Origin of the sequence: uncultured Mucilaginibacter sp., assembly GCF_903893715.1 — a bacterium.
Classification (GTDB): domain Bacteria; phylum Bacteroidota; class Bacteroidia; order Sphingobacteriales; family Sphingobacteriaceae; genus Mucilaginibacter.
In genome coordinates, this window is sequence record NZ_CAITNG010000107.1 from 52,042 (window position 1) to 73,161 (window position 21,120).

Genomic DNA, 21,120 nt, shown 5'->3' on the forward strand with positions numbered 1-21,120 from the left:
TTCATATCAACCTTGGGGTACAAACCATTGTTACCAATAGCCTAATTATTTTTTACCTGTTTGTTTGTATCCGCTTGCTGAGCGTTAAAATTATCAGGGTCAACGTTTTCTAATATAGTGGCGCTATCGCTGTTCAATTCCAAATAGTTTTCCAATTCATCAGCCGGAACCTTTGATAAAGCTTTATGCAAATAACTGCGGTTATGTGTAGCAACCGGGTTGTTAAACTCGCTGATAAATATCGCAGTGCCCACAACCAGGGCAAAACATGCTGCCGACGCATATTTAAACGCGCTGGAAACAAACATTTTTACAATAATGCCCTGACGCTCCTGCCTGCTTGCCTGTTTAACCGGCAATACATGCGATGTTTGCAACAGGATTTTGTTTTCCAGTTCGGCAAAGTAGCCATCGGGTACGGTAAATGCCTGTTCGGTATTCAACGCTTCTTCGATGGCGATGCGGGCCTGTATATTTTGTTCCAGTTCGTTAAAGTAGCCTTCAGGTACAGTAAATGCCTGTTCGGTATTCAATGCTTGTTCGATGGCGATGCGGGCCTGTATGTTTTGTTCCAGTTCGTTAAAGTAGCCTTCAGGTACAGTAAATGCCTGCTCGGTATTCAATGCTTCTTCGATGGCGATGCGGGCATGTATATTTTGCTCCAGTTCGTTAAAGTAGCCTTCAGGTACGGTAAATTCCTGTTCGGTATTCAATGCTTCTTCTATGGCTATCCTCGATTGGATGTTTTGCGTCAAATCTTCAAAATAGTTTTCGGGTACTTTGAATGTATTTTCGACACTTAATCCGGCTTCTATAGCAACCCTCGCCTGTATGTTTTGCTCCAGTTCGTTAAAATAATTAACCGGCACGATAAAGCCTTTATCGGCGGCATTTTGCGTTGCCTCCAATAGCTTAATATGCCCCATTAGCTGTGCTTCCATCTCACCGAAATAGTTTTGGGGCACGGCAAACGGGCTAACAGGGTTCACCTGTTTTAGCGTTGGGTACCCTTCAATCCATTTCATATCGTCTTCTTCCTTTTTCATCACCTTATATAGATGCTTTTTTTTACAAAAGGTTTAATCGTATTTTAATCTTCGGCCAATAAAAAAGCCTCTATCTTTTTAACTGCCAGGTGGAACGACGATTTAAGCGCGCCAACACTGGTTCCGAGCACTTCCGACATTTCTTCGTACTTCATGTCGTCGTAATATTTCATGTTAAACACCAACTTTTGCTTTTCGGGCAAGGTTAGCAAAGCTTTTTGAAGCTTCATTTGGGCCTTGTCGCCATCAAAGTAAGTGGAGTCGGCCAATGTTTCCGATAGTTCGTGCGATACATCATCAAACGATACATTATTTTTTAACTTTTTACGATTTAAAAAGGTAATGCACTCGTTGGTGGCTATGCGGTACATCCAGGTGTACAATTGGGCGTCGCTGCGAAAGCCGGGCAGGTTTTTCCAAACTTTGATAAAAACATCCTGCACCAGGTCATCGGCATCGTCATGGTCTATTACCATGCGGCGTACGTGCCAATAAATTTTTTGCTGGTATTTTTTGAGCAACATGTTGAACGCCAAGTTCCTTGTTTTCTCGTCCTGGAATTTTTCCAGTATTTCTGCGTCTTCAACAACCGGGTTAGACATGTATGGTATTTAGATTACTAATTAACAGTTATAAAAGTAATTATTTTCGGTCATAAATATAGCATAAGTTTAAAACATCAACATTCCACCATATTTGATTGCTAAATTTACGATTAGTTTAATCAAACAAAAATACTATGTGGTGGATATACGCTTTACTATCAGCTTTTTTCGCGGCCTTGACGGCGATATTTGCCAAAATGGGCATCAGGAATATGGATTCGAACCTGGCGACGGCCATCCGTACGGTGGTTATTTTGATGCTGGCCTGGGGTATTGTGCTGTTTAAGGGCAGCGCGTCGGGCATCGGCAACCTATCGAAACAGAACTGGATATTCCTGTTGCTGTCGGGATGCGCGACGGGCCTGTCGTGGATATTTTATTTTAAGGCGTTGCAACTAGGCGAGGTATCGCAGGTGGCACCGGTGGATAAGCTGAGCGTGGCCATAGCCATTGTGCTGGCCGTGATATTTTTAGGCGAGCCCATTACCTGGAAATCGGCCGTTGGGGCATTGATGATTATGGGCGGGACGTTTGTGTTGATACTATAGATATTGATTGAATGATTGATTGACTGAATGATTGAATAATTTTGCTCAATCAATAAATCAATCATTCAATAAATCAAAACTATCCCAACAGATCCAACACCTGTTGCGTGGCGTTTGCATTATCGACCTTGGTAATGATATTGCTGATGGTGCCTGTTGCGTTAATGATAAAAGTGGTGCGAACCGTGCCCATATAGGTTTTGCCATACATGCTTTTTTCGCCCCAAACGCCATAGGCTTCGTTTATCACTTTATCTTCATCGGCAATTAAAGTGAAGGGCAAGTTGTATTTGGTTTCGAATTTTTTGTGCGACTTTTCACTATCGGTACTTACACCGATAACGGCAAAACCATGTGATACCAACGATTGGTAATTATCCCTGAAACTACAGGCTTCGGCGGTGCAGCCGGGAGTATCGTCCTTTGGGTAAAAATAAAGGATTACGTTTTTTCCTTTAAAATCCGACAGGGAAACCATGTTTCCGTTTTGGTCCTTCGCTGTAAAACCGGGGGCTTTTTCGCCTTCTTTTAGTGTTGCCATTATTTGTAAAAATTAGCGGTATAAGTGGTCAGGTTGTTTTTGTTATCTCCAACAGTTAATTCCAAATCATGTTTGCCCGGAATCAAATTTTCATCGACAGTGCAATTTAGCAACCTTGTTTTATAATCCCACTCGGTTAAAACCCAATGGCCATCAATTTTACAGTTGTATGTTTTTATTCCCGAAAGGTTATCGCTTATTTTAAAATGAACGAGCTTTACCCCGGCTAAATTAGCGCCATCGTGGATGTTGAGCGGTAATACTTTGGGCGGCACGGTATCCACCCTAATCTCAAAATCGCCAAAGTTACGGGCATTGGTTTTGATGTAGCCATCCTGATAGTCGCCGCCTTCGGATGCGCCTCCAATACTCACAATTACCGCTTTATTGGCATAGTTACCGAGCGGTACATCGGGTTTTATGGATAATTCATAGCTATCGTGTATGGGCGTATAGCGGTTGTGTACATGGTGCACTATAGAATACGCACCCGGCCTTTTTGGCGATGTTGAATAGATGAAATTCAGGTCATCATACAAGTTACCCGGCTGTACCACTACTTTAATGCCGGGGGCAGTAAACTCGTCGCGTTTATCGTATTTAAACAAGGTACCATCGGGTTTTGGCTGACTTGCCGGTGGTTTTGATGATGAGTTGACCTTGAATTTTAATGTAGAAGTATTACCCGCTACATCTTTTACCACATAGCTGATGGTATGCGTGTCATCGTCGTTAAAGTTGACCAAACCCCGGTTTATGGATTGCGGGAACACGGTTATTTTATTGCCGGGCAGGATGAAGTTCTTTTGTATTTCGCGCCCGGTTTTGAGGAAATCGGGATAATCGATGATGGCGTTGATGGCGTGGGTTTGGTTGAAAGCGAAACGCTCGACGCAGAAGGTGTATACGGGATTATCATCCACACTCAGTTGGATGGAATATACACCGTTATGATTCATCGAGGTGCTGTTCATGTCGTAGGCACTGATGCCGAAGCCTATCTGGCCGCTCAGTACAGGTATTGCAGCAGGCAGCAGGTGGTAATTGCCGTTGGCACCGGCTACTTTATGAAAGTCTTTAGCGGTATGTTCGCTAAAAGGTTCGCCGTTAAGGTGGTAAATGTACAGGGCGCTGATAACGGGCGGCACTTTATCGCGAATGGTGAGACCGAACAGTTGGGCGTTCACGGTTTCCTCGGTTTTGGTATCGCGCAGCTCGAAATGCAAATGCGGACCTGCCGAGGCTCCGGCATTGCCCGACCAGGCGAAGACCTCATCCTTACAAACAGGCATTTGTGAGGGCAGTAAATTGATATCCACTTCGAAGTTTTGGTATTTGTACTGCGTATCGCGTATCATTTTGGCTAAACCGGGCGCAAATTTTGACAAATGCCCGTAAACGCTGGTATAACCATTGGGATGGGTGATGTACACCGCATTGCCAAAACCACCAAATTGTACCTTTAACCGCGACACGTAGCCATCGGCAACGGCGTGGACGGGGTAGCCAATGCTTTGGTTGGTTTTGAAGTCGAGCCCGGCATGGAAGTGGTTGGAACGCAACTCGCCAAAGGAGCCGGCCGTGGTAGGCACCAGATCGAGCGGGTACCTGAAAAAGTTTTGCGGGTAGGGGCGACTTTGGATGATATCCTGCGCAAGCACAACAAAACAAACCGCAGTAAAAACGAACAGGCAGGTAATGAACTTCAATACTATCCTCACTTTATATAAAAATCAAGCAGTTTTTCATTTTCAAGATAGCCTTCGAGGTGGTCGCCGATGCTTACTTTAGATACGCCCGGCGGCGTGCCGGTAAATATCAGGTCACCCTTTTTTAGAGTGATGTAGCCGGATACAAAAGCGATGATTTTTTCGAAAGAGAAAAGCAGGTCGGTGGTGCTGCCCTGCTGTCTTGTTTCGCCGTTGATATCGAGGTGAAAGTTGAGTTTGTATAGATCGGCAAACTTATCTTTCGGTATAAAGTTGCTTACCGGAGCCGAATTATCAAACGCTTTGGCGAGCTCCCAGGGCAGGCCTTTTTCTTTATGGCGGCTTTGAATATCGCGGGCGGTAAAATCGATACCGAGGGCCAGTTCATCATAATAGTTGGCAGCAAACTTTTCGCTGATGTTTTTTCCTTCTTTGCACACTTTGAGCACGATTTCGATTTCGTGGTGCACATCCTGCGAAAAATCGGGATGATAAAAGGGTTTGTTGTCTTTGAGTAAAGCCGTATCGGGCTTCATAAAAATTACCGGTACGGTGGGTACGGGGTTGTTCAGTTCTTTGGCGTGTTCGGCGTAATTACGGCCAATGGCGATGATCTTCATGGATAGCGAATTTAGGAAAAATGTGCGAATGTGCAGATGTGCAAATGTGCAAATGATTTTTTATTTCGGAAGTCGGATTTAGCGCGGTAGGAAGATAAGCGACTTTAAAAACTAAAGTATCGCAATCCTTTTGTAAACCGATTCGCTGCCGATGACGAGGCGGACAAAGTAAAAGCCGCTGGGCAGTTTGCTGTTGATGTTGAAGGTAAACTTCTGTTCGCCGGAATCAACGCGTTGTGAGAACAGGGTCATGATATCGTTACCCAGAATGTCCATAATTTTGATGGTAACGTTGCTGTTTTTGGCCACGTTGTAACGCAGGTTTATCTGATCGGAAATGGGGTTGGGGTAAACCTGTACGTTGGTGATCACTTTGGCCGGTTCGTACTTTGGAAACGCGGGTTTGGTGATGCTGCTGCCACCATAAATGGTAATGGCGGGTTTTAAAGGGGGCAATTCGTGGAGGCCGTTTTTGAGGTACGATTTGTCGTTTTTATTCGGGAAAACTTTGTTCAATTTATTTGTATCCCTCTTCATCGGTTTGGTGCCGTCTGCATGGACATAGTTTATGCAGGACGCCATCGCGACAAACAAGAGAAATAAATAAACTAAAGGATAGTAAGTTTTCTTCATAGAAATATTTACAAAAGTATAAATAAAAACGCGTTCATTTCAAATAGTGCTTGGTTAAATAATATTTTTAACAAAATTTAACAAAAAAATGAAGCGCTTTTTCTATACCCTCATATTAGATTTATATACGTAAAAAACGTTTAATATGTTTTAAAAATAGTGCCGTTTTTTGTGACTGTTTTGCATAGCAAGATAACCCCGGGATTGCACCGGGATTTTATTTGGGGAAGGTGTAGCCGGGAAACTATTTATACTTTATTTTATAAACCATGATGGTTGAGGCGAACACAAAAGTAATGGCATTGGCCACCGCTACCGGCCACTGGGTGCTTAAAACGCCATAAATGAGCCATAGCAATGTGCCAATGGTAAAAAAGGTGTACATGGTTAACGATATGCCCGAAGTATCCCTGGTGCGGATGGTTTTAACGGCCTGCGGCAAAAAGGATATGGTGGTGCCAAAAGCAGCCATATAGCCAATGATGGTAGTCAAATTCATATCCCGCAAAGGTACGCTTTTAAGGGCGTTTAACCTGCCGGTTGGGTTGCTAATTTACTCTTTTTGATGCTATAGCTAAAATAAATGACCAAGCCAATAATTAACCAAATAATAAAGCGCAACCAGTTGGTGGTTCCCAGCTCCGTCATCAAATAAAAGCAGGACACGAGGCCGAGTACCGGGATGAGCGAGAAGTTTTTGATAAAGCCTACGATGGTGATGGCCAATACCAGTATGGTGAAAGCAAAGTAGGGGATTTTAGTCATGAAAACCTGAGTGGCGGTGTGTGTGGCATCGCCATCGGTGTATTTAAAGAAGAAATCGCTGAAAAAATGCGGCAGTTGCCATTGGGTAATGGCCACGGAAACAATGAGTAGGGCCGGAACGATAAATTTACCGTTAACGTAGGGCAATTTGAATTTGCCTTCGGCTTTTTCGCTTTGGGGTAAAATCAGGATGCCGCCGCAAACCAATACAAAGGCAAACAGCGTGCCTATGCTGCACAGGGCTGTAGCAATCTCCGAATCCAAAAACAGCGCCGGAATACCTACCACCAAACCGGTGATGATGGTTGAAAATGAGGGCGTATGGAATTTGGGGTGCAGTTTTGAAAACTTAGGGGGCAACAGGCCATCGCGGCTCATGCTCATCCATATACGGGGCTGGCCTATCTGGAAAACCAGCAACACGGAAGTGGTGGCCACTATGGCACTCAGAGCGATGATGCCGCCCAAAAAGTTGAGGCCGCGCTCGTTAAAGGCATTGGCTAAAAAGTCGGCGGTGTTTAGTTTGGAGTATTTAACCATGCCGGTTAATACCAGGGCGATGAGCACATATAAAACTGTACAAATGGCCAGTGAGTAAAACATGCCGCGGGGCAAATCGCGCTGGGGGTTTTTACATTCTTCGGCGGTGGTGGATATGGCATCGAAACCGATATAGGCGAAGAATACAGCCGAAACGCCCTTCATTACACCGGCAAACTTGTTAGGTAAAAAGGGCACCCAGTTGGCAGGGTTTACATAATAAAAGCCGATGATAATAACCGCAGCAACTACGAGTAGTTTAAACAGCACCATCATGTTGCTTGCTTTACGCGATTCGCTGATGCCGATGTATACCAGGTAGGTAATAAACGCAGTAATAGCCAAAGCGGGGATATTTAAGATAACGGGCAACGAACCGATATGCGGTGCGTTTACCCACATGTTGTGCAGGGGCAGAAAGTCGGCGGCGGTAGGGTAGTGGGCGGCTAATTTTTCGAGGTATTGGGTATTGCCGCTTTTTACGTCGAAAAAGCTGTTGCTTAAAAAATCGGGGATATGCAGGCCTATGTTGTGCAAAAAGCTGGTGAGGTTGCCCGACCATGAAATAGCCACGGTGATGTTACCAACGGCATATTCCATTACCAAATCCCAACCGATTATCCAGGCGATGATTTCGCCGAAGGCAGCATAAGAATAGGTGTACGCACTGCCCGACATGGGTATGCGCGAAGCGAACTCGGCATAGCAAAGGGCCGAAAAACCGCAGGCAACGGCGCAAATCAAAAACAAAAAGATAACGCCGGGGCCACCATCAAAACAAGCCTGGCCAACGGTACTGAAAATACCGGCGCCTATTACGGCGGCTATGCCGAGGGCGGTCAAATCGCGGACGGTGAGCACTTTGTTGAGGGATATGCCATGCCCGTCGTCTACACCGGCTTTGGCATCGGCTACTATCTTTTCTATCGACTTTTTGCGGAATATATTTGTTGCCATTTACGTGTTTAAAGCTTAAAACCAAACATAACCATTTTTTTGCATTGAATAAATACGCTATTGTAACTAACTTGCGCGGATGAAGGGCAATATTGTCGATATCCTAAAAAAACTTAGGTTTTTACTCGTTCCGTACCTGGTTATTTTGTGTTTTTGTTTTGTAATAAAGGCTTTGTACAGCAAAGAGGTAATATACTATACCGTTAACAGCTGGCATTTTGCCTTTGGCGATGTGATATTCCCGCTGTTTACCGATATGGGCGATGGGCTGTTTGTGGTGGCCATTGCGCTTGTTGCATTGGCATATAATTACCGGGTAGGTTTCCTGCTGGCTACGAGCTATTCGATTACATCGCTGGTGGCGCAGGCTTTAAAGCGGATCATTCGCACGCCAAGGCCTATGGCTTATTTTCATGGCACCGGCCACATGTATTTGGTAAAAGGCATACCGATGCTCAATTCACTTAGTTTCCCTTCGGGGCATACTATTTCGGCGTTTTCGGCGGCGGTGGTATTGACCTATATCACACCAAAAAAGCAATGGGGCTTGTTTTATTTGCTGATTGCGATACTGATAGGTTACTCGCGCATGTACTTAAGCGAGCATTTTTTTGAGGATGTGGTGGGCGGGTCGGCCATTGGCCTGTTTGTAACCGTGTTTTGGGTAAGCTGGATAGACAAGAAAGCATTCATCCAATCGCCGGCATGGGATAAGGGGCTGATCGATACTATTCGCGGAAAAAAGGTTTAGCGCATGATCTTTCTGAATGTTAAACTGCTTTAATAACACACCCCTGCACCCCTCTCATCCCGATAGTTATCGGGAGGGGAATCGCCCAGCCCACAATTTTTTGTTTGTGTAAAGCCCCGCTTTTGCCAAAAACTATTCAAAAAAGAAATGAAATACCGGAACTATCCTCCGAAGCCGCCCAGCATGCTAAACATAATGATGGCGAGGACGACGAGCGTGATGGTTACATACAAGTAATCCTTTTCAGCGATAAAGCCGATGGCCGAGGTTAACACACGGGCGATAGGGGTAGCAATCAGTAAAATGATACCCAACTGGATAATGGCCCTGCCCTTAAACGCGAATACGCCTTCAATGATATCAACAAATTTAGTGGTGAGACTGGGTTCGCCTTTAAATTGAGAGTAATCTATTGTGGTTTGGCCGTGCCTGTAGAGGTAAACTATCCCACCAAATATGACCACTGCCATAGACAAAAGTACCCCCCAACGCAGCAGCGAGCCGATAAACAGTTGGATATCCCTGTCGCCTTTGATTTGTTTGGTATTTTTTTTCATAAGGTGCCCGAAATGCCTTTGTAAATCATTTGTATAGCCAGCACGGTAACTACAATGGCAAAAAAGTATTTTAGTTTTTTTGACTGTGAGTGTACCAATATTTTTGAACCGGTAAAGGCGCCAAGCAATACACCAATTACCACAGGCATGGCCAGGCCGGGGTCGATATAGCCGCGCTGCAGGTAAACCACAGCGCTGGCGGCGGCGGTAACTCCGATCATAAAATTACTGGTGGTGGTGGATACTTTGAAAGGTACGCGCATAATGCCATCCATGGCTACAACCTTTAACGCGCCCGAGCCGATACCCAACAGGCCCGACATGGCGCCGGCCAAAATCATCATCAAAAAACTACCGCCTACGTTGGTAACGTTATAGGCAATAGGTTCGCCGTTGGAAGGGTAGGTGCCGTTAAGTTTTAATATTTCGGCCGGTTTGCTTTTTTTGCGTTCGATGTATTCGGCCCGTTTGATGAGTGAAGTAACTGCGGAAAAAATCAATACTACACCAAAAAGTATAGCGATGTATTGTACGGGCAGGTATTTGGCCATCACCGCGCCGGTTATGGCACCGCTTGTGGTGGCTATCTCCAAAAACATGCCGAGGCGCATATTGGTGATGCCTTCTTTAACATAAGCCGCTGCCGAGCCCGAAGAAGTGGCGATAACCGAAACCAATGAAGCCCCGATGGCGTAATGGATATTTACGTGCAATAGTATACTAAGCAAGGGGATGATAACCACGCCGCCGCCCAGGCCGGTAAGCGAACCGACAAGCCCTGCGACATAAGCACCGACCAAGATAATCAGGGTTAATACAAGTACAGTCATGTTTTTGTATCGGCTAAAGTACTAATATCTTGTTAAGCGCAAGTGTAATAAAACAAAAAAAGCCCCCGTCCCGATAGCTATCGGGACGGGGGCTTTGAATATTACGGTTAGTTATATTAGTTGAAGATATAACGTAAACCCAATTGTGCTTGCCAGCGTGAGAATTGGCTGGTATCGTATTGGTAAGAATTATTGATAGTAGTTTGGTTTGCAGTATTTAAGTAAGGTACTGTAAACTCTTGTTTGCCTGTTACAGGGTCGATAACACCGGTATATTTCAATAAAGAAACGTTACCTGTACCGCCGGTAATAGCAGACACCTGCGCTAAGCCCCAATATTTATTTAAGAAGTTACCCAGGTTGATGATATCAAATGTAACACGGATGGTGTTTTTGTATTTACCCGATTTTACATAGAAATCTTGAGTTAAGTTCAGGTTGTACATTTGGTACAATGGTAAAGTAGCACCGTTTCTTTCGGCATACTGACCTCTGTGTTTGCTCAAATAAGGATCCTGGTTGATAAAGTTGTTCAACTGGTTCCACTCTTGAGTAGCAGTACGAGGATCGGTACCACCAGCGGCAACAATTTCCAGATCGTTTTGAGCGGCAGGAATATACATCAGGTCATTACTTGTTTGACCGTCGCCATTAACGTCGCCATTGTAAACGTAAGATATTGTACCGTTGTTAGCGCTCTCCATGGTTAAGCCTATTGAAGATGCAAAGTTTTTAGCATACTCTTTTTTGTAGGCTACAGTAGCGATAACGCGGTTTGGTTGATAATAAGAGCTATTCGACAAATTATCAGCATTCGGGTTACCAGCCACAGGGCGGCCACTCCAGATACTGCTGGCTGTTGAACCACCGTCGTTAACATCTTTAGATGCATTGTAGGTATAAGCTATCGAAGCCTGGAAACCATTCAGGAAGCTACGTTGTAATTGACCGGTAACGAAGTAAGAATAACCTTGGTTGGTATTGGTCATGTAATACAAACCTGTAATGGTTGGGTTAGCTGCGGTTGCACCACTTTGAGGGGTAATGTTTGAGCTGTTGTAGTGCAATTGATAATCCGGACCCGGTAAGGTTGTTGTAGCATCAGACAATACCAGGTTTTGGTGATAGATCGCGTTGATATCTTTTGTATAAGCAGCTTCAATTGTACCTATGAAACCTAAAGGTAATTTTTGATCGATCGCGATGTTAGTCCTCCAGATTTTTGGCAATTTCAGGTTCGGGTCGGTAATATCCAACTCGTATGAAGTGTTAGCCGCACCGGCACCGGTGTGATAAGCATCGGGATTAGGATTGAAGGTTAAGCGTGAATCTTGACCAGCATTGGTAGTACCGGCACGGTTAATGATTTGTGAACCGAACAATACACCATTATTTGATGCCTGGTTTGATATCCAAACAAATGGAGTTTGACCGGCAAACAGACCAGTACCACCACGTACCTGAGTTTTTTGATTGCCAAACACATCCCAGTTAAAGCCAAAGCGAGGAGACACCTCAACGCGTGAAGCAGGCAATACAGATGGATCAACGTGGATGCCTTGTTGGAAAGTTAAAGGTGGCACGTTAGGATTTGCCTGCAAAGCAGTAGGGAAGCTTTCGTAATCGGCCCTCACACCATAAGTTATTTTCAAGTTGTCGTTAGCTTGCCATTTATCTTCGGCATATAAACTGAATACCTGACCCTTGATGTGTGCGTAAGGGAAAGAACCGTCAGGCAATGCAGAGTAACGGTAAGAAAAACGTGCAGCAGGCAAGTTGTTCTCGAAATCGCTAAACGAGTTGTATGAATAAACACCATCATATTGTGTAGCGAAACCGTTGGTATAGCTTTGGATCTGATCGTTAGTTCCGATGGTGATTTCATGTTTACCTGCGTAAATAGTGTAATCATCAGAGAACTGGAAAATGTTTGAGCTTAACAAGTTACCTTCGGTAAATTGCTCTTCACCAAACGAAGTGGCAGTAGCAGTTGCAGCCACATAGCCAGGCTGGCCAAATACACCGCTACCGTTACCTATATCAACCATCGGTATTTTGTTGCCTGTACCTAAAGATGAACGGTAATCGCGCAGGGCAGAGTAGCCTACGGTCAATTTGTTCGACATGGTATTGCTTACACGGGTATCCAACTCCAAAATACCAATATTGAAGTTGTTATTGATGCGGTAACCGTTACCATAGAAAGGTAAGCCAGTAACACCGGCAACACGGCTAGGATATAACGATGTACTGGTACTGGTTGGCTGATCTTTATACGACTTTAAGTAAAAATATTTGGCACTTAAAGTGTTGTTTTTATTGATGTTCCAATCCAGTTTAGTAGTTACTTTATCGCTGTAGGTAACATAATTGTAGCCTTGATAAGGACCAGGATTGTAACCATAATTGCTTTGCAAGTAAGATGAAAGAGCATCCAGATCGGAAGCTTTAACTTGCGAAACGTTAGAACCACTTATACCCGGAGCTGTAGCTATAAAGGTATTTGCAGGTGCGCTGATACGCTCTTGCTCGCCCGAAACAAATAAGAATAATTTGTTAGGAATGATAGGACCACCAATAGAAGCACCGTCTGAATGGTAAGAAAGCGGTGTGATGGTAAGACCGGTAGTACCTGCCTGATAGCCGGTTAAAGCAACGCTACGTAAATAATCGTAAACAGTACCTTTAATTTCGTTGGTACCTGATTTGATCACGGTATTAACACCTGCACCGGTAAAGTTACCCTGACGAACGTCGTATGGAGCCAAATCAACCTGAATCTGGTCGATCGCATCTAACGAAATTGGCTGTGAGTTGGTTTGGCCACCTAAGGTACCTGATAAACCGAATGAGTTGTTGAACAAAGCACCATCAACTGTGATGTTGTTGTACAAGCTGCTGCGACCGCCAAAGCTTAAACCATTGGCTGAAGGAGTTAATTTTGTAAAATCTGTTAATGACCTGTTTAAGGTAGGTAACGCATCGATCTGGGCACGTGAAATAGTTTCGCGGGCGCCTGTACGGTTTGAGTTGATTACCTTACCTTGAGCACCAACAACAGTTACTTCTTTTAAGGTTGAAGTGTTGTCGAGTAATTTTGTGCTTACGGTTTGGTCCTGACCGATAGATAAGGTTATGTTTTCTTCAACATAATCTTTAAAACCGATAAAAGAGATCTTCACGGTGTACGGACCGCCTACCCGTAAGTTAGGGATGTTGTAACGGCCGTCGGCACGGGTTGAAGCTGAATACACCGTTCCGGTGGGTACGTGCGTAACAACTACTGTTGCGCCGGGCAATGTTGCACCTTTGGTATCGGTAACAACACCGTGCATTGAAGCCGTGGTTACACCTTGTGCCATTAACTGGCTGGCGGTGAACGTTGTGGCAACAAATACGATTAATAATAGTAGAAACTTCCTCATACTTTGCTTTTTTTAATTTGTTTAATTAATTAATTAATGTGAATCAGTAATGTCGACAAAGATAACTACTCGACAAATAGCCTGTGTTAAGTTAATGTTAACAAATATTAAGTTTTTTTCCACATAATTCGCAATAAATCAACATTCTAAAGATTTTTTTTGCAAAAAAACGAAGCGCAATGCACTTTTTTTGTAATAAAATAGATTTTAAAGAAGCTGCGTTTTCGCATTTTTTATCGTTGCGCTGGCATGAAGATTACTTGATTTTGACACAATAAAAATCTTATCCGATAAAAAACAATCCAAATTCCGCATATCGGTGTTTTTATTTAGCTTTGGCGTAAAATCGTAAATATTACAAAGAATATGAACTATGATCTGATCGTTATCGGTAGTGGCCCCGGTGGTTATGTTGCCGCAATAAGGGCTTCGCAGTTAGGTTTAAAAACCGCCATTATTGAAAAAGAGTCGTTAGGTGGTGTATGTTTAAACTGGGGCTGTATCCCCACCAAGGCACTGTTAAAAAGCGCCCAGGTTTTTGAATATGTTAACCACGCTGCCGAATATGGCATAACGATAGGTGATAAAAGCGTTGATTTTGAAGCCATTATTAAAAGGAGCCGCGGCGTTGCCGATGGCATGAGCAAAGGCGTTCAGTTTTTGATGAAGAAGAACAAGATAGACGTGATTATGGGTTTTGGCAAGTTGAAAGCCAAAGGCGTAGTTGAGGTAAAAGGATCGGACGGTACGCCAAAGGATTATACGGCTACGAATATTATTATAGCAACCGGCGGACGCTCGCGCGAGTTGCCTAATTTGAAACAGGACAATAAAAAGATAATTGGTTACCGCCAGGCCATGATTTTGCCAAAAACACCAAAATCGATGGTGGTGGTAGGTTCGGGCGCCATCGGTATCGAGTTCGCTTATTTTTATAATTCGATTGGTACCAAGGTTACCGTGGTTGAGTTTTTGGACAACGTAGTGCCGCTGGAAGACGAAGAAATTTCGAAGGCATTGGCGCGCAGTCTGAAAAAACAAGGCATCAATATTATGACGAGCTCGACCGTTGAATCGGTGGATACATCGGGCCCGGAGTGTAAGGTAACAGTTAAAACCGCAGCCGGTACTGAAATATTAGATTGCGAAGTAGTATTGTCGGCAGTAGGTATCTCTACCAATATAGAAGGTATAGGATTGGAAGAAGTTGGTGTGAAGACCGACAAAGGCAAGGTGTTGGTGGATGATTATTATAAAACAAACATCGACGGTGTTTATGCCATCGGCGATATTGTAAAGGGCCAGGCATTGGCGCACGTGGCATCGGCAGAAGGGATTATTTGCGTGGAGAAGATAGCCGGGCACCACCCTGAGCCGTTGAACTACAATAATATACCGGGCTGTACCTACTGCTCGCCGGAGATTGCTTCGGTAGGTTATACCGAAAAAGGCGCAAGGGATGCAGGTTATGAAATTAAAGTGGGTAAGTTCCCATTCTCGGCATCGGGTAAGGCCAGTGCTGCCGGCGCGAAGGATGGTTTTATTAAACTGATATTTGATGCCAAATACGGCGAGTTTTTGGGCGCACACATGATAGGCATGAACGTTACCGAACTGATAGCGGAGGTTGTTACCGCAAGGAAACTGGAAGCTACCGGGCACGAGATCATCAAATCGGTACACCCGCACCCTACCATGAGCGAGGCTGTGATGGAAGCAGCTGCCGACGCGTATGGGGAGTGTATACACTTGTAAGTCAAAAGTCAAAATTAAAAAGTCAAAAAGATCGATTAGGTGGAAAGGGTTTTCTGCCAATCGGTCTTTTTGGGCTTTTATGGCTTTGATTGTGTGTTTTTGAATTTTGACTTTTTAATTTTGACTTAATATGAAACTTCACACCATAGATACCGGCTTTTTTAAATTGGATGGCGGGGCCATGTTTGGCGTTGTGCCTAAAGTGATTTGGAACAAAACCAACCCTGCCGATGAAAATAACCTTTGTACCTGGGCCATGCGCTGTATGCTGGTACAGGATGAGGGCCGGCTGATATTGATTGATACCGGGATGGGCAATAAGCAGGATGCCAAGTTTATGGGGCATTATTACCTGAGCGGGGATGCGACCATCGATTCATCACTGGCGAAGCTTGGGTTTGGCCGTGATGATATTACCGATGTTTTTTTGACACATTTGCATTTTGACCATTGCGGGGGAGCTATCATCCGCGAAGGCGATAAACTGGTGCCTGGTTTTAAAAACGCCACGTATTGGAGCAACGAGCAACACTGGAACTGGGCCGTTCATCCGAACGACCGGGAAAAGGCTTCCTTTTTAAAAGAAAATATTTTACCCATACAGGAAAGCGGCCGGCTTAAATTTATACCTGCCGAAGACGGGGTGCAGTTTACCGACAATATCAAAATACGATTTGCCTATGGCCATACCGATGCCATGATGCTGCCACAGATAAGTTATAAAGGTAAAACCGTGGTGTACATGGCCGATTTGCTGCCATCGGTTGGGCATATACCGATGCCTTATATTATGGGGTATGATATGTTCCCGCTGACGACGCTGAACGAGAAGAAAGTTTTTTTGACCGAAGCGCTGGAGAAAGAATACATCCTGTTTTTGGAACACGACCCGGTGAACGAGTGCTGCACCTTGCAGATGACGGAAAAGGGGATCAGGGTGAAGGATGTGTTTAGGTTGGACGAGGTGTAAGCCCCCTCTAAATCTCCCCCGGTAGGGGAGACTTCTTCAACCTCTTTTTTAAAAGCCCTCCCTTCCGGGGAGGGTTTGGGTGGGGCCTATATTATCCCATACAACGGCCTGCCTTTTTCGCCTAATTTGTCTACGCGTTTTTCTGTTTCGGGGTCTTTTACCAATGGCGGGGCATGGTGCGGTTTGATGCGGGCATCGATAATGAGCGGGCCTTTGCAGCCCCAGTGTTTATGCTCGGTAAAGGGGTTGATGCCATAAATATCATGGCTCGGGTTGCTGCGGGTGAAGGTTACCCAAACAAAATTGTTGATGCTTTGCGCGGTAAAACCGGCATCGTCGCAAAGGATAATTAAAGGTATTCCCGACAGGTCTTCGTTTTTTAAGTGGTTGTTGAGGATGTCGATCTGTTTCTGTGTTTCTATTTCGCTGATGTATTTTGGGGCATCTATAGCTAAAATGCCCGGTATTACCATTTTATGGTTGTTGAAGATGTTGGGCAGGCTGAATGTGGCGGGTGCTTCGTTCAATAGTTCGCGCTTTCTGTCCCCTGCTACTGCCACTACAACCTTGCTGCCCGAGTTGAGGTCGGAGCCGCTGTAGTCGAGGGTGTCGATGGTGGTTTTGGTGTGAAAGTGCAGGTCGCGGGTCAAGTCGATGCGTTCCAGCACATGGCGCATAAACTTGGCTACATCGTGGGTGTGCAGGGTAGGGTCGTCTTCCTTAGCGGTGATGAACAGGTATTTGGCCAAACTGAGTTGATTGCTGCCCAGGATATGGTTGGCCAGGGTTAATATTTCCTGCGGTTTGCGCTCCTTTAAATAAGGTGTATAGCGTTCGCTGCCTATCGCGAAAAGCAAAGGGTGAACACCTGCGGCATCCACCGCGTGAACTTCGTGCAGGCCTGGTATCTCTTTAGGTATGGCCGAACCTGTAATTTCGTGGATGAGTGCGCCAAAGCTGGTATCTTCCTGCGGCGGGCGGCCTACCACGGTAAAACTCCAAACCGGGTTTTCGCGGTGATAAACGCGGCTCACCTTCATGAGCGGGAAGGGGTGGGTGAGGCTGTAATAGCCCAGGTGGTCGCCAAAAGGGCCTTCGGGTTTGTTTTGGCCGGGCATTACCGTGCCGGTGATGACAAAATCGGCATCGGCAGAAATGCAAAAGCCTTCATCATCATAAAAATAACGGAAACGACGGTTACCGAGCGCTCCCGCAAAGGTCATTTCGGACAGGCCTTCGGGCAGGGGCATTACGGCGGCTACCGGGTGCGATGGCGGGCCTCCTACAAAAATACTCACCTTTAGCGGCTGGCCTTTCGCGTTGGCCTTGCTTTGGTGTATGCCTATGCCGCGGTGCAACTGGTAGTGCAGGCCTATTTCTTCATTGGGTAGATAATCATTACCACCCAACTGGATGCGGTACATGCCGAGGTTGGCGTTCATGATGCCGGGCTGGTCGATATCTTCGGTATACACCTGCGGCATGGTAACAAAGGGGCCGCCATCCATGGGCCAGTTTACTATCTGCGGCAGCGCGCCGATGATGGTTCGACCGAAGTTGATAGGCGCGTTTTTACCCACCCTCATGGGCAGGGCCGATAGGGCTGTTAAACCCACATTGGCGTATTTGAAAGGGTTTTTGAGCGCTTTGATAGGGTCGCCTTTCAGGTCGATGAGGGTTTTTATTTTGTCGAGCGTATCGCGGAACATGAAGCGCGAGCGGTCGACGGTGCCGAAAAGGTTGGATACCGCCGGGAATTTGCTGCCTTTGATGTTCTCGAACAGGATGGCCGGGCCTTCGTTTTCGAAAACACGGAGGTGGATAGCTGCCATTTCGAGGTAAGGGTCGACCTGTTGGGTGATGCGGACGAGCCGGCCGTTTTTTTCGAGGTCGGTAATGCAGGCTTGTAAACTTGGGTAACCCATGGGCGTGTTGTGTATCGGGAGGCGAAGTTATATAATTATGCTTGATGTGATAATTGGTGCAATGTCATAAAATTGAGCGTTGCGCGTAAAGTCGCCAAGACGCGAAGTTTTTAAGTCGCTTGGGTTGTTTGCCGCTTAAATCGGAACTTACTTTAACTTCTTCCTCAAAAACTCAAAAACCATGTAGCCGATGATGGCGCTTACCAGCGCGATGAGGAAATTGCTTTCGGTAAAAACATCGTTAACGGCCCAAAAAAAACTTTTGCCTTGCGCGGGGCCTGTTTTTTCGTACTCGCCCATGAGCAGGTTGGAATAGAAGAGGAAGATGATGAAGCCGGTTTCTATCAAGGCCCTTAAAATGAAAGGGAAGATGAGTTGTTTGGTTTTGGGTGACATGGGGTGAAAGTATTGTTGATGGTGTGAAGATAAGGGATTTTGGTGAATGGGGGTGGGTAAAAGGTTGATTGAGTTGATTAGGTGGGTGGTGAGCATGTTGTAGTTTGTTTGCCTAAAACGAGGGTAGGATATAAAAAACAATTTAGACCGTTATGGGCGCGGGGCCCTCTTACTTTTTGCTTGACCAAAAAGTAACAAAAAGTCAAGTCGGCAGGAAGGCTTCTTTAACTCAAGGCCATACCGCACAAGCCGGCAGAACTATCCCGATAGCTATCGGGAAAACCTTTTGCCGCATTTGCGCACTTGCCCTGCGCTTCGGCGAAAATTTCTATGCCCTTGCCAACACACAAGGCCTGCTTGTTTTGCCTGCTTTTGGCCGAAGCTGTCCTGCTGACGGGGGGATTTTGATTTCGGATTTCGGATTAACTTCGTTGAGGGCTTCGCCGTTTTCGATTTCGGATTTGATAGGTGGTGAACTTAGCCCGGAAACAAGCGGACGGTTGCGCCTGATGGGGCTTGAGAAACCGAGCTTGCTAATGCCAAGATCAAGTTATCGTCAAAGTGCTGATGGAAGACGTAAAACTCTATTCCATCAACTTTTATAACATATACTTCGTTGTTTTTTAACTTTTTAATATACATCGGGATATCGCCATTTTCAACGACGAAACTTGACTTGTCAATTGGTATTTTCTTCGATGAAAATATGACAAACAGAAATTTATATTGATAGGTCGTGATTGTTATTTTAGTATCTATTTCGATAGATTGAACTATCAAATTAATTTTCCGAGCAGTTTTATAAGATGTCTGATATATCCCCACAATTGTAAACGACCCAATCACAATTAATGCAAATGTGAACTCCATTGTGGTATCTGTCCTGAAATAAAAGGCCGCGCCAACAAATAGAAATCCGACTACATTAAGCAGCAGCGCAAAAATTGTCGCATAAGTGTTCTCATTGATAAATCGATCTAATGTTATGGCTGCTTTAAATTCCATTCGATTAATAATTGATATGCTAAATTAATAAAAAACGGAATAAAAGTTCACATTAGTAGGGGGGCGACGAACGCATACGCGCCCGGACATTGCTTCGCTCGTCCACCCTCTCTCTCGCTGTGCGGAAAGAGGGTTAAAAAAGTTTCGGCCAGAGGCTTTATTTATAGCGATGGGTTTGAAACCCATCGCTATGGTGTCATGATGGTCAAGGATGTTTATATATCACTTAAGTAATTTTTGTAATAATAAATTATTCTTTGTATATTGCAGATAATTTGCAATAAAACACCTTTTTGTGCTTGTTAACGCTGTTGAGGCGTTGGGGATTGCTGTGGTTAAGGGTAGCCCCTGACGGGGCAAAACTTTGAATTTACATTTTGCTAAAAACAGGTAGCCCCTGACGGGGCATTTGATACTGGGTTTATCGCGCATTTGACTCACCCCGGCTGTACTGCGCTTGCCGACCCTCTCTTCCGCTGCGCGGTAAAGAGGGTGAAGGCAGGTTGTCCGCCAGCTGGCGGAGCATTTTATAGTATTTCTAAAAAAACCAATAAATTGATATATGAAAACCATTGATGCATTTACACTGACACCTAAACAACAACGCTTTTGCGATGAGTATTTGATAGACATGAACGCCACCCGAGCGGCTTTGCGGGCGGGGTACACGCAGGCTACCGCCATGAACGGGCAACTGATGGAAATGCCCAAGATACAGGCTTATTTGAAGGAGCGTACGGCCGAGGCAGCGCAAAAACTGCAGGTGAGCCACGAAACTTTATTGGGAGAACTGATGAAAGTCGCTTTTGCTAATATGGGCGACTATTTTGGGGATGATGGTCGCGTGAAGGCCATGCAGGATATAGTTGATGATAAAAAGTCGGCGATATGGAGTTTGAAGGTGAGCGAGGGGAAATATGGCACTACGGTACAACTACGGCTACACAACAAACTGGCGGCATTGGAAAAAATTGCCAAACACATTAAGTTTTATGAGGTTGAGCAAAAAAAGCCGGAACCACAGGAGGCCGTTTATGTGGATAAGGAAGACCTGAATGATGATGACCGCTTTGAAGACGATAGTATTGACGCGCTGGATAAGGATTTATACGAAAAAAAGGTAAAGCTTGAAACGCTGCAAAGGGAATTGTATTTAAAGGAACGTGATTTAAAGCAACGGGAGGCGGATTTGGCGATGAGAGAGATGGGTGTAAACAGAGCGAACGCTGATGCCGGGCATAACAATAAGAACGGGGTGGCTACGGTTGTTGGTGATCCCGATAGCTATCGGGACACCAACAACGGCGGCACGGCGGCCAATACTTTTAGCAACCCGGGCTTGAGCGGCAGGAAGTTGAGCAATGAGGTGATAAAAGAACGCCGCCAGCAGTATTTGAACAGCTTGCCGCCTAAACCCGGGCAGAAGGTGTTCTTTTAGCAAAGCGCATGGCGCATGGCGCAAAGCGTTTTGAATAACTTGTGGCGGATTTGAATTTTATGTGGCGTTTGTTATTTGGGGGATTGGAAATGTCTGGCCAACGA

19 protein-coding genes are annotated in these 21,120 nt (G+C 45.1%); 6 read left to right on the top strand and 13 right to left on the bottom strand.

From position 1 onward, the window contains the following. Positions 1 to 41: 41 nt before the first annotated feature. Together QZX97_RS12125 and QZX97_RS12130 are read right to left on the bottom strand one after the other, a co-directional pair. Complete coding sequence (locus QZX97_RS12125; RefSeq protein WP_295655641.1) at positions 42 to 1,046, bottom strand: hypothetical protein; 1,005 nt, start codon at positions 1,044 to 1,046, stop codon at positions 42 to 44. A gap of 44 nt (positions 1,047 to 1,090) precedes the next feature. Further along, entirely contained in the window at positions 1,091 to 1,648 is a 558-nt protein-coding gene (locus QZX97_RS12130; RefSeq protein WP_295655640.1) for a sigma-70 family RNA polymerase sigma factor, read from the bottom strand. A 137-nt stretch (positions 1,649 to 1,785) separates the two neighbouring features. Between QZX97_RS12130 and QZX97_RS12135 the strand changes: the two genes are divergently transcribed. After that, positions 1,786 to 2,199 (top strand): EamA family transporter, encoded by a 414-nt coding sequence (locus QZX97_RS12135; RefSeq protein WP_295655639.1) that lies wholly within the window; start codon positions 1,786 to 1,788, stop codon positions 2,197 to 2,199. Between the two features lie 79 nt (positions 2,200 to 2,278). Here the strand turns inward: QZX97_RS12135 and bcp are convergent, their stop codons facing one another. The 6 genes from bcp to QZX97_RS12165 all read right to left on the bottom strand — a co-directional run bounded on the left by bcp (position 2,279) and on the right by QZX97_RS12165 (position 7,964). Next, the gene (gene bcp, locus QZX97_RS12140; RefSeq protein WP_295655638.1) at positions 2,279 to 2,740 is read right to left on the bottom strand and encodes a thioredoxin-dependent thiol peroxidase; all 462 of its coding nucleotides are present in this window, start codon (positions 2,738 to 2,740) and stop codon (positions 2,279 to 2,281) included. After that, complete coding sequence (locus QZX97_RS12145; protein ID WP_295655637.1) at positions 2,740 to 4,461, bottom strand: M23 family metallopeptidase; 1,722 nt, start codon at positions 4,459 to 4,461, stop codon at positions 2,740 to 2,742. Before QZX97_RS12145 ends, bcp begins: the two co-directional genes overlap by 1 nt. Continuing rightward, complete coding sequence (locus QZX97_RS12150; protein ID WP_295655636.1) at positions 4,458 to 5,069, bottom strand: fumarylacetoacetate hydrolase family protein; 612 nt, start codon at positions 5,067 to 5,069, stop codon at positions 4,458 to 4,460. The genes QZX97_RS12145 and QZX97_RS12150 overlap by 4 nt, the downstream gene beginning before the upstream one ends. Positions 5,070 to 5,180: 111 nt before the next feature. Beyond that, positions 5,181 to 5,702 carry a T9SS type A sorting domain-containing protein gene (locus QZX97_RS12155; protein WP_295655635.1) on the bottom strand — a complete coding sequence of 174 codons (522 nt, stop codon included), beginning with the start codon at positions 5,700 to 5,702 and terminating at the stop codon, positions 5,181 to 5,183. A 244-nt stretch (positions 5,703 to 5,946) separates the two neighbouring features. Beyond that, positions 5,947 to 6,201 (bottom strand): SemiSWEET transporter, encoded by a 255-nt coding sequence (locus QZX97_RS12160; RefSeq protein ID WP_295655634.1) that lies wholly within the window; start codon positions 6,199 to 6,201, stop codon positions 5,947 to 5,949. A gap of 29 nt (positions 6,202 to 6,230) precedes the next feature. Further along, the gene (locus QZX97_RS12165; RefSeq protein ID WP_295655633.1) at positions 6,231 to 7,964 is read right to left on the bottom strand and encodes an amino acid permease; all 1,734 of its coding nucleotides are present in this window, start codon (positions 7,962 to 7,964) and stop codon (positions 6,231 to 6,233) included. Between the two features lie 79 nt (positions 7,965 to 8,043). On the opposite strand from QZX97_RS12165, the gene QZX97_RS12170 reads away from it, so the two are divergent. Next, positions 8,044 to 8,715: a phosphatase PAP2 family protein gene (locus tag QZX97_RS12170; protein ID WP_295655632.1), complete on the top strand. Its 672-nt coding sequence runs from the start codon at positions 8,044 to 8,046 to the stop codon at positions 8,713 to 8,715. Positions 8,716 to 8,876: 161 nt separating this feature from the next. Here QZX97_RS12170 and QZX97_RS12175 read toward each other — a convergent pair whose 3' ends face one another. The 3 genes from QZX97_RS12175 to QZX97_RS12185 form a co-directional block, all read right to left on the bottom strand. Then, positions 8,877 to 9,272 (bottom strand): DUF1634 domain-containing protein, encoded by a 396-nt coding sequence (locus QZX97_RS12175; protein ID WP_295655631.1) that lies wholly within the window; start codon positions 9,270 to 9,272, stop codon positions 8,877 to 8,879. Next, a complete protein-coding gene (locus tag QZX97_RS12180) occupies positions 9,269 to 10,102 on the bottom strand; it encodes a sulfite exporter TauE/SafE family protein (RefSeq protein ID WP_295664676.1) in 834 nt (277 codons plus the stop codon). Before QZX97_RS12180 ends, QZX97_RS12175 begins: the two co-directional genes overlap by 4 nt. 116 nt (positions 10,103 to 10,218) lie before the next feature. Continuing rightward, positions 10,219 to 13,527, bottom strand: coding sequence for a carboxypeptidase regulatory-like domain-containing protein (locus QZX97_RS12185; RefSeq protein WP_295655629.1), 3,309 nt, complete (start codon positions 13,525 to 13,527; stop codon positions 10,219 to 10,221). A gap of 366 nt (positions 13,528 to 13,893) precedes the next feature. Between QZX97_RS12185 and lpdA the strand changes: the two genes are divergently transcribed. Next, on the top strand, positions 13,894 to 15,282 hold the full coding sequence (gene lpdA / locus QZX97_RS12190) for a dihydrolipoyl dehydrogenase (protein ID WP_295655628.1): 1,389 nt from the start codon (positions 13,894 to 13,896) through the stop codon (positions 15,280 to 15,282). A gap of 130 nt (positions 15,283 to 15,412) precedes the next feature. After that, a complete protein-coding gene (locus tag QZX97_RS12195; protein ID WP_295655627.1) occupies positions 15,413 to 16,252 on the top strand; it encodes an MBL fold metallo-hydrolase in 840 nt (279 codons plus the stop codon). Between the two features lie 86 nt (positions 16,253 to 16,338). Here QZX97_RS12195 and QZX97_RS12200 read toward each other — a convergent pair whose 3' ends face one another. Both QZX97_RS12200 and QZX97_RS12205 read right to left on the bottom strand, forming a co-directional pair. Next, positions 16,339 to 18,177, bottom strand: a complete 1,839-nt coding sequence (locus QZX97_RS12200; RefSeq protein WP_295655626.1) for a UbiD family decarboxylase — start codon at positions 18,175 to 18,177, stop codon at positions 16,339 to 16,341. 147 nt (positions 18,178 to 18,324) lie between these two features. After that, complete coding sequence (locus tag QZX97_RS12205) at positions 18,325 to 18,573, bottom strand: hypothetical protein (RefSeq protein WP_295655625.1); 249 nt, start codon at positions 18,571 to 18,573, stop codon at positions 18,325 to 18,327. Between the two features lie 152 nt (positions 18,574 to 18,725). Here QZX97_RS12205 and QZX97_RS12210 point away from each other — a divergent pair, with 152 nt between their 5' ends. Next, a complete protein-coding gene (locus QZX97_RS12210; RefSeq protein ID WP_295664677.1) occupies positions 18,726 to 19,178 on the top strand; it encodes a hypothetical protein in 453 nt (150 codons plus the stop codon). A gap of 962 nt (positions 19,179 to 20,140) precedes the next feature. Beyond that, positions 20,141 to 21,016: a terminase small subunit gene (locus tag QZX97_RS12215; RefSeq protein ID WP_295655623.1), complete on the top strand. Its 876-nt coding sequence runs from the start codon at positions 20,141 to 20,143 to the stop codon at positions 21,014 to 21,016. Positions 21,017 to 21,120 lie beyond the last annotated feature (104 nt).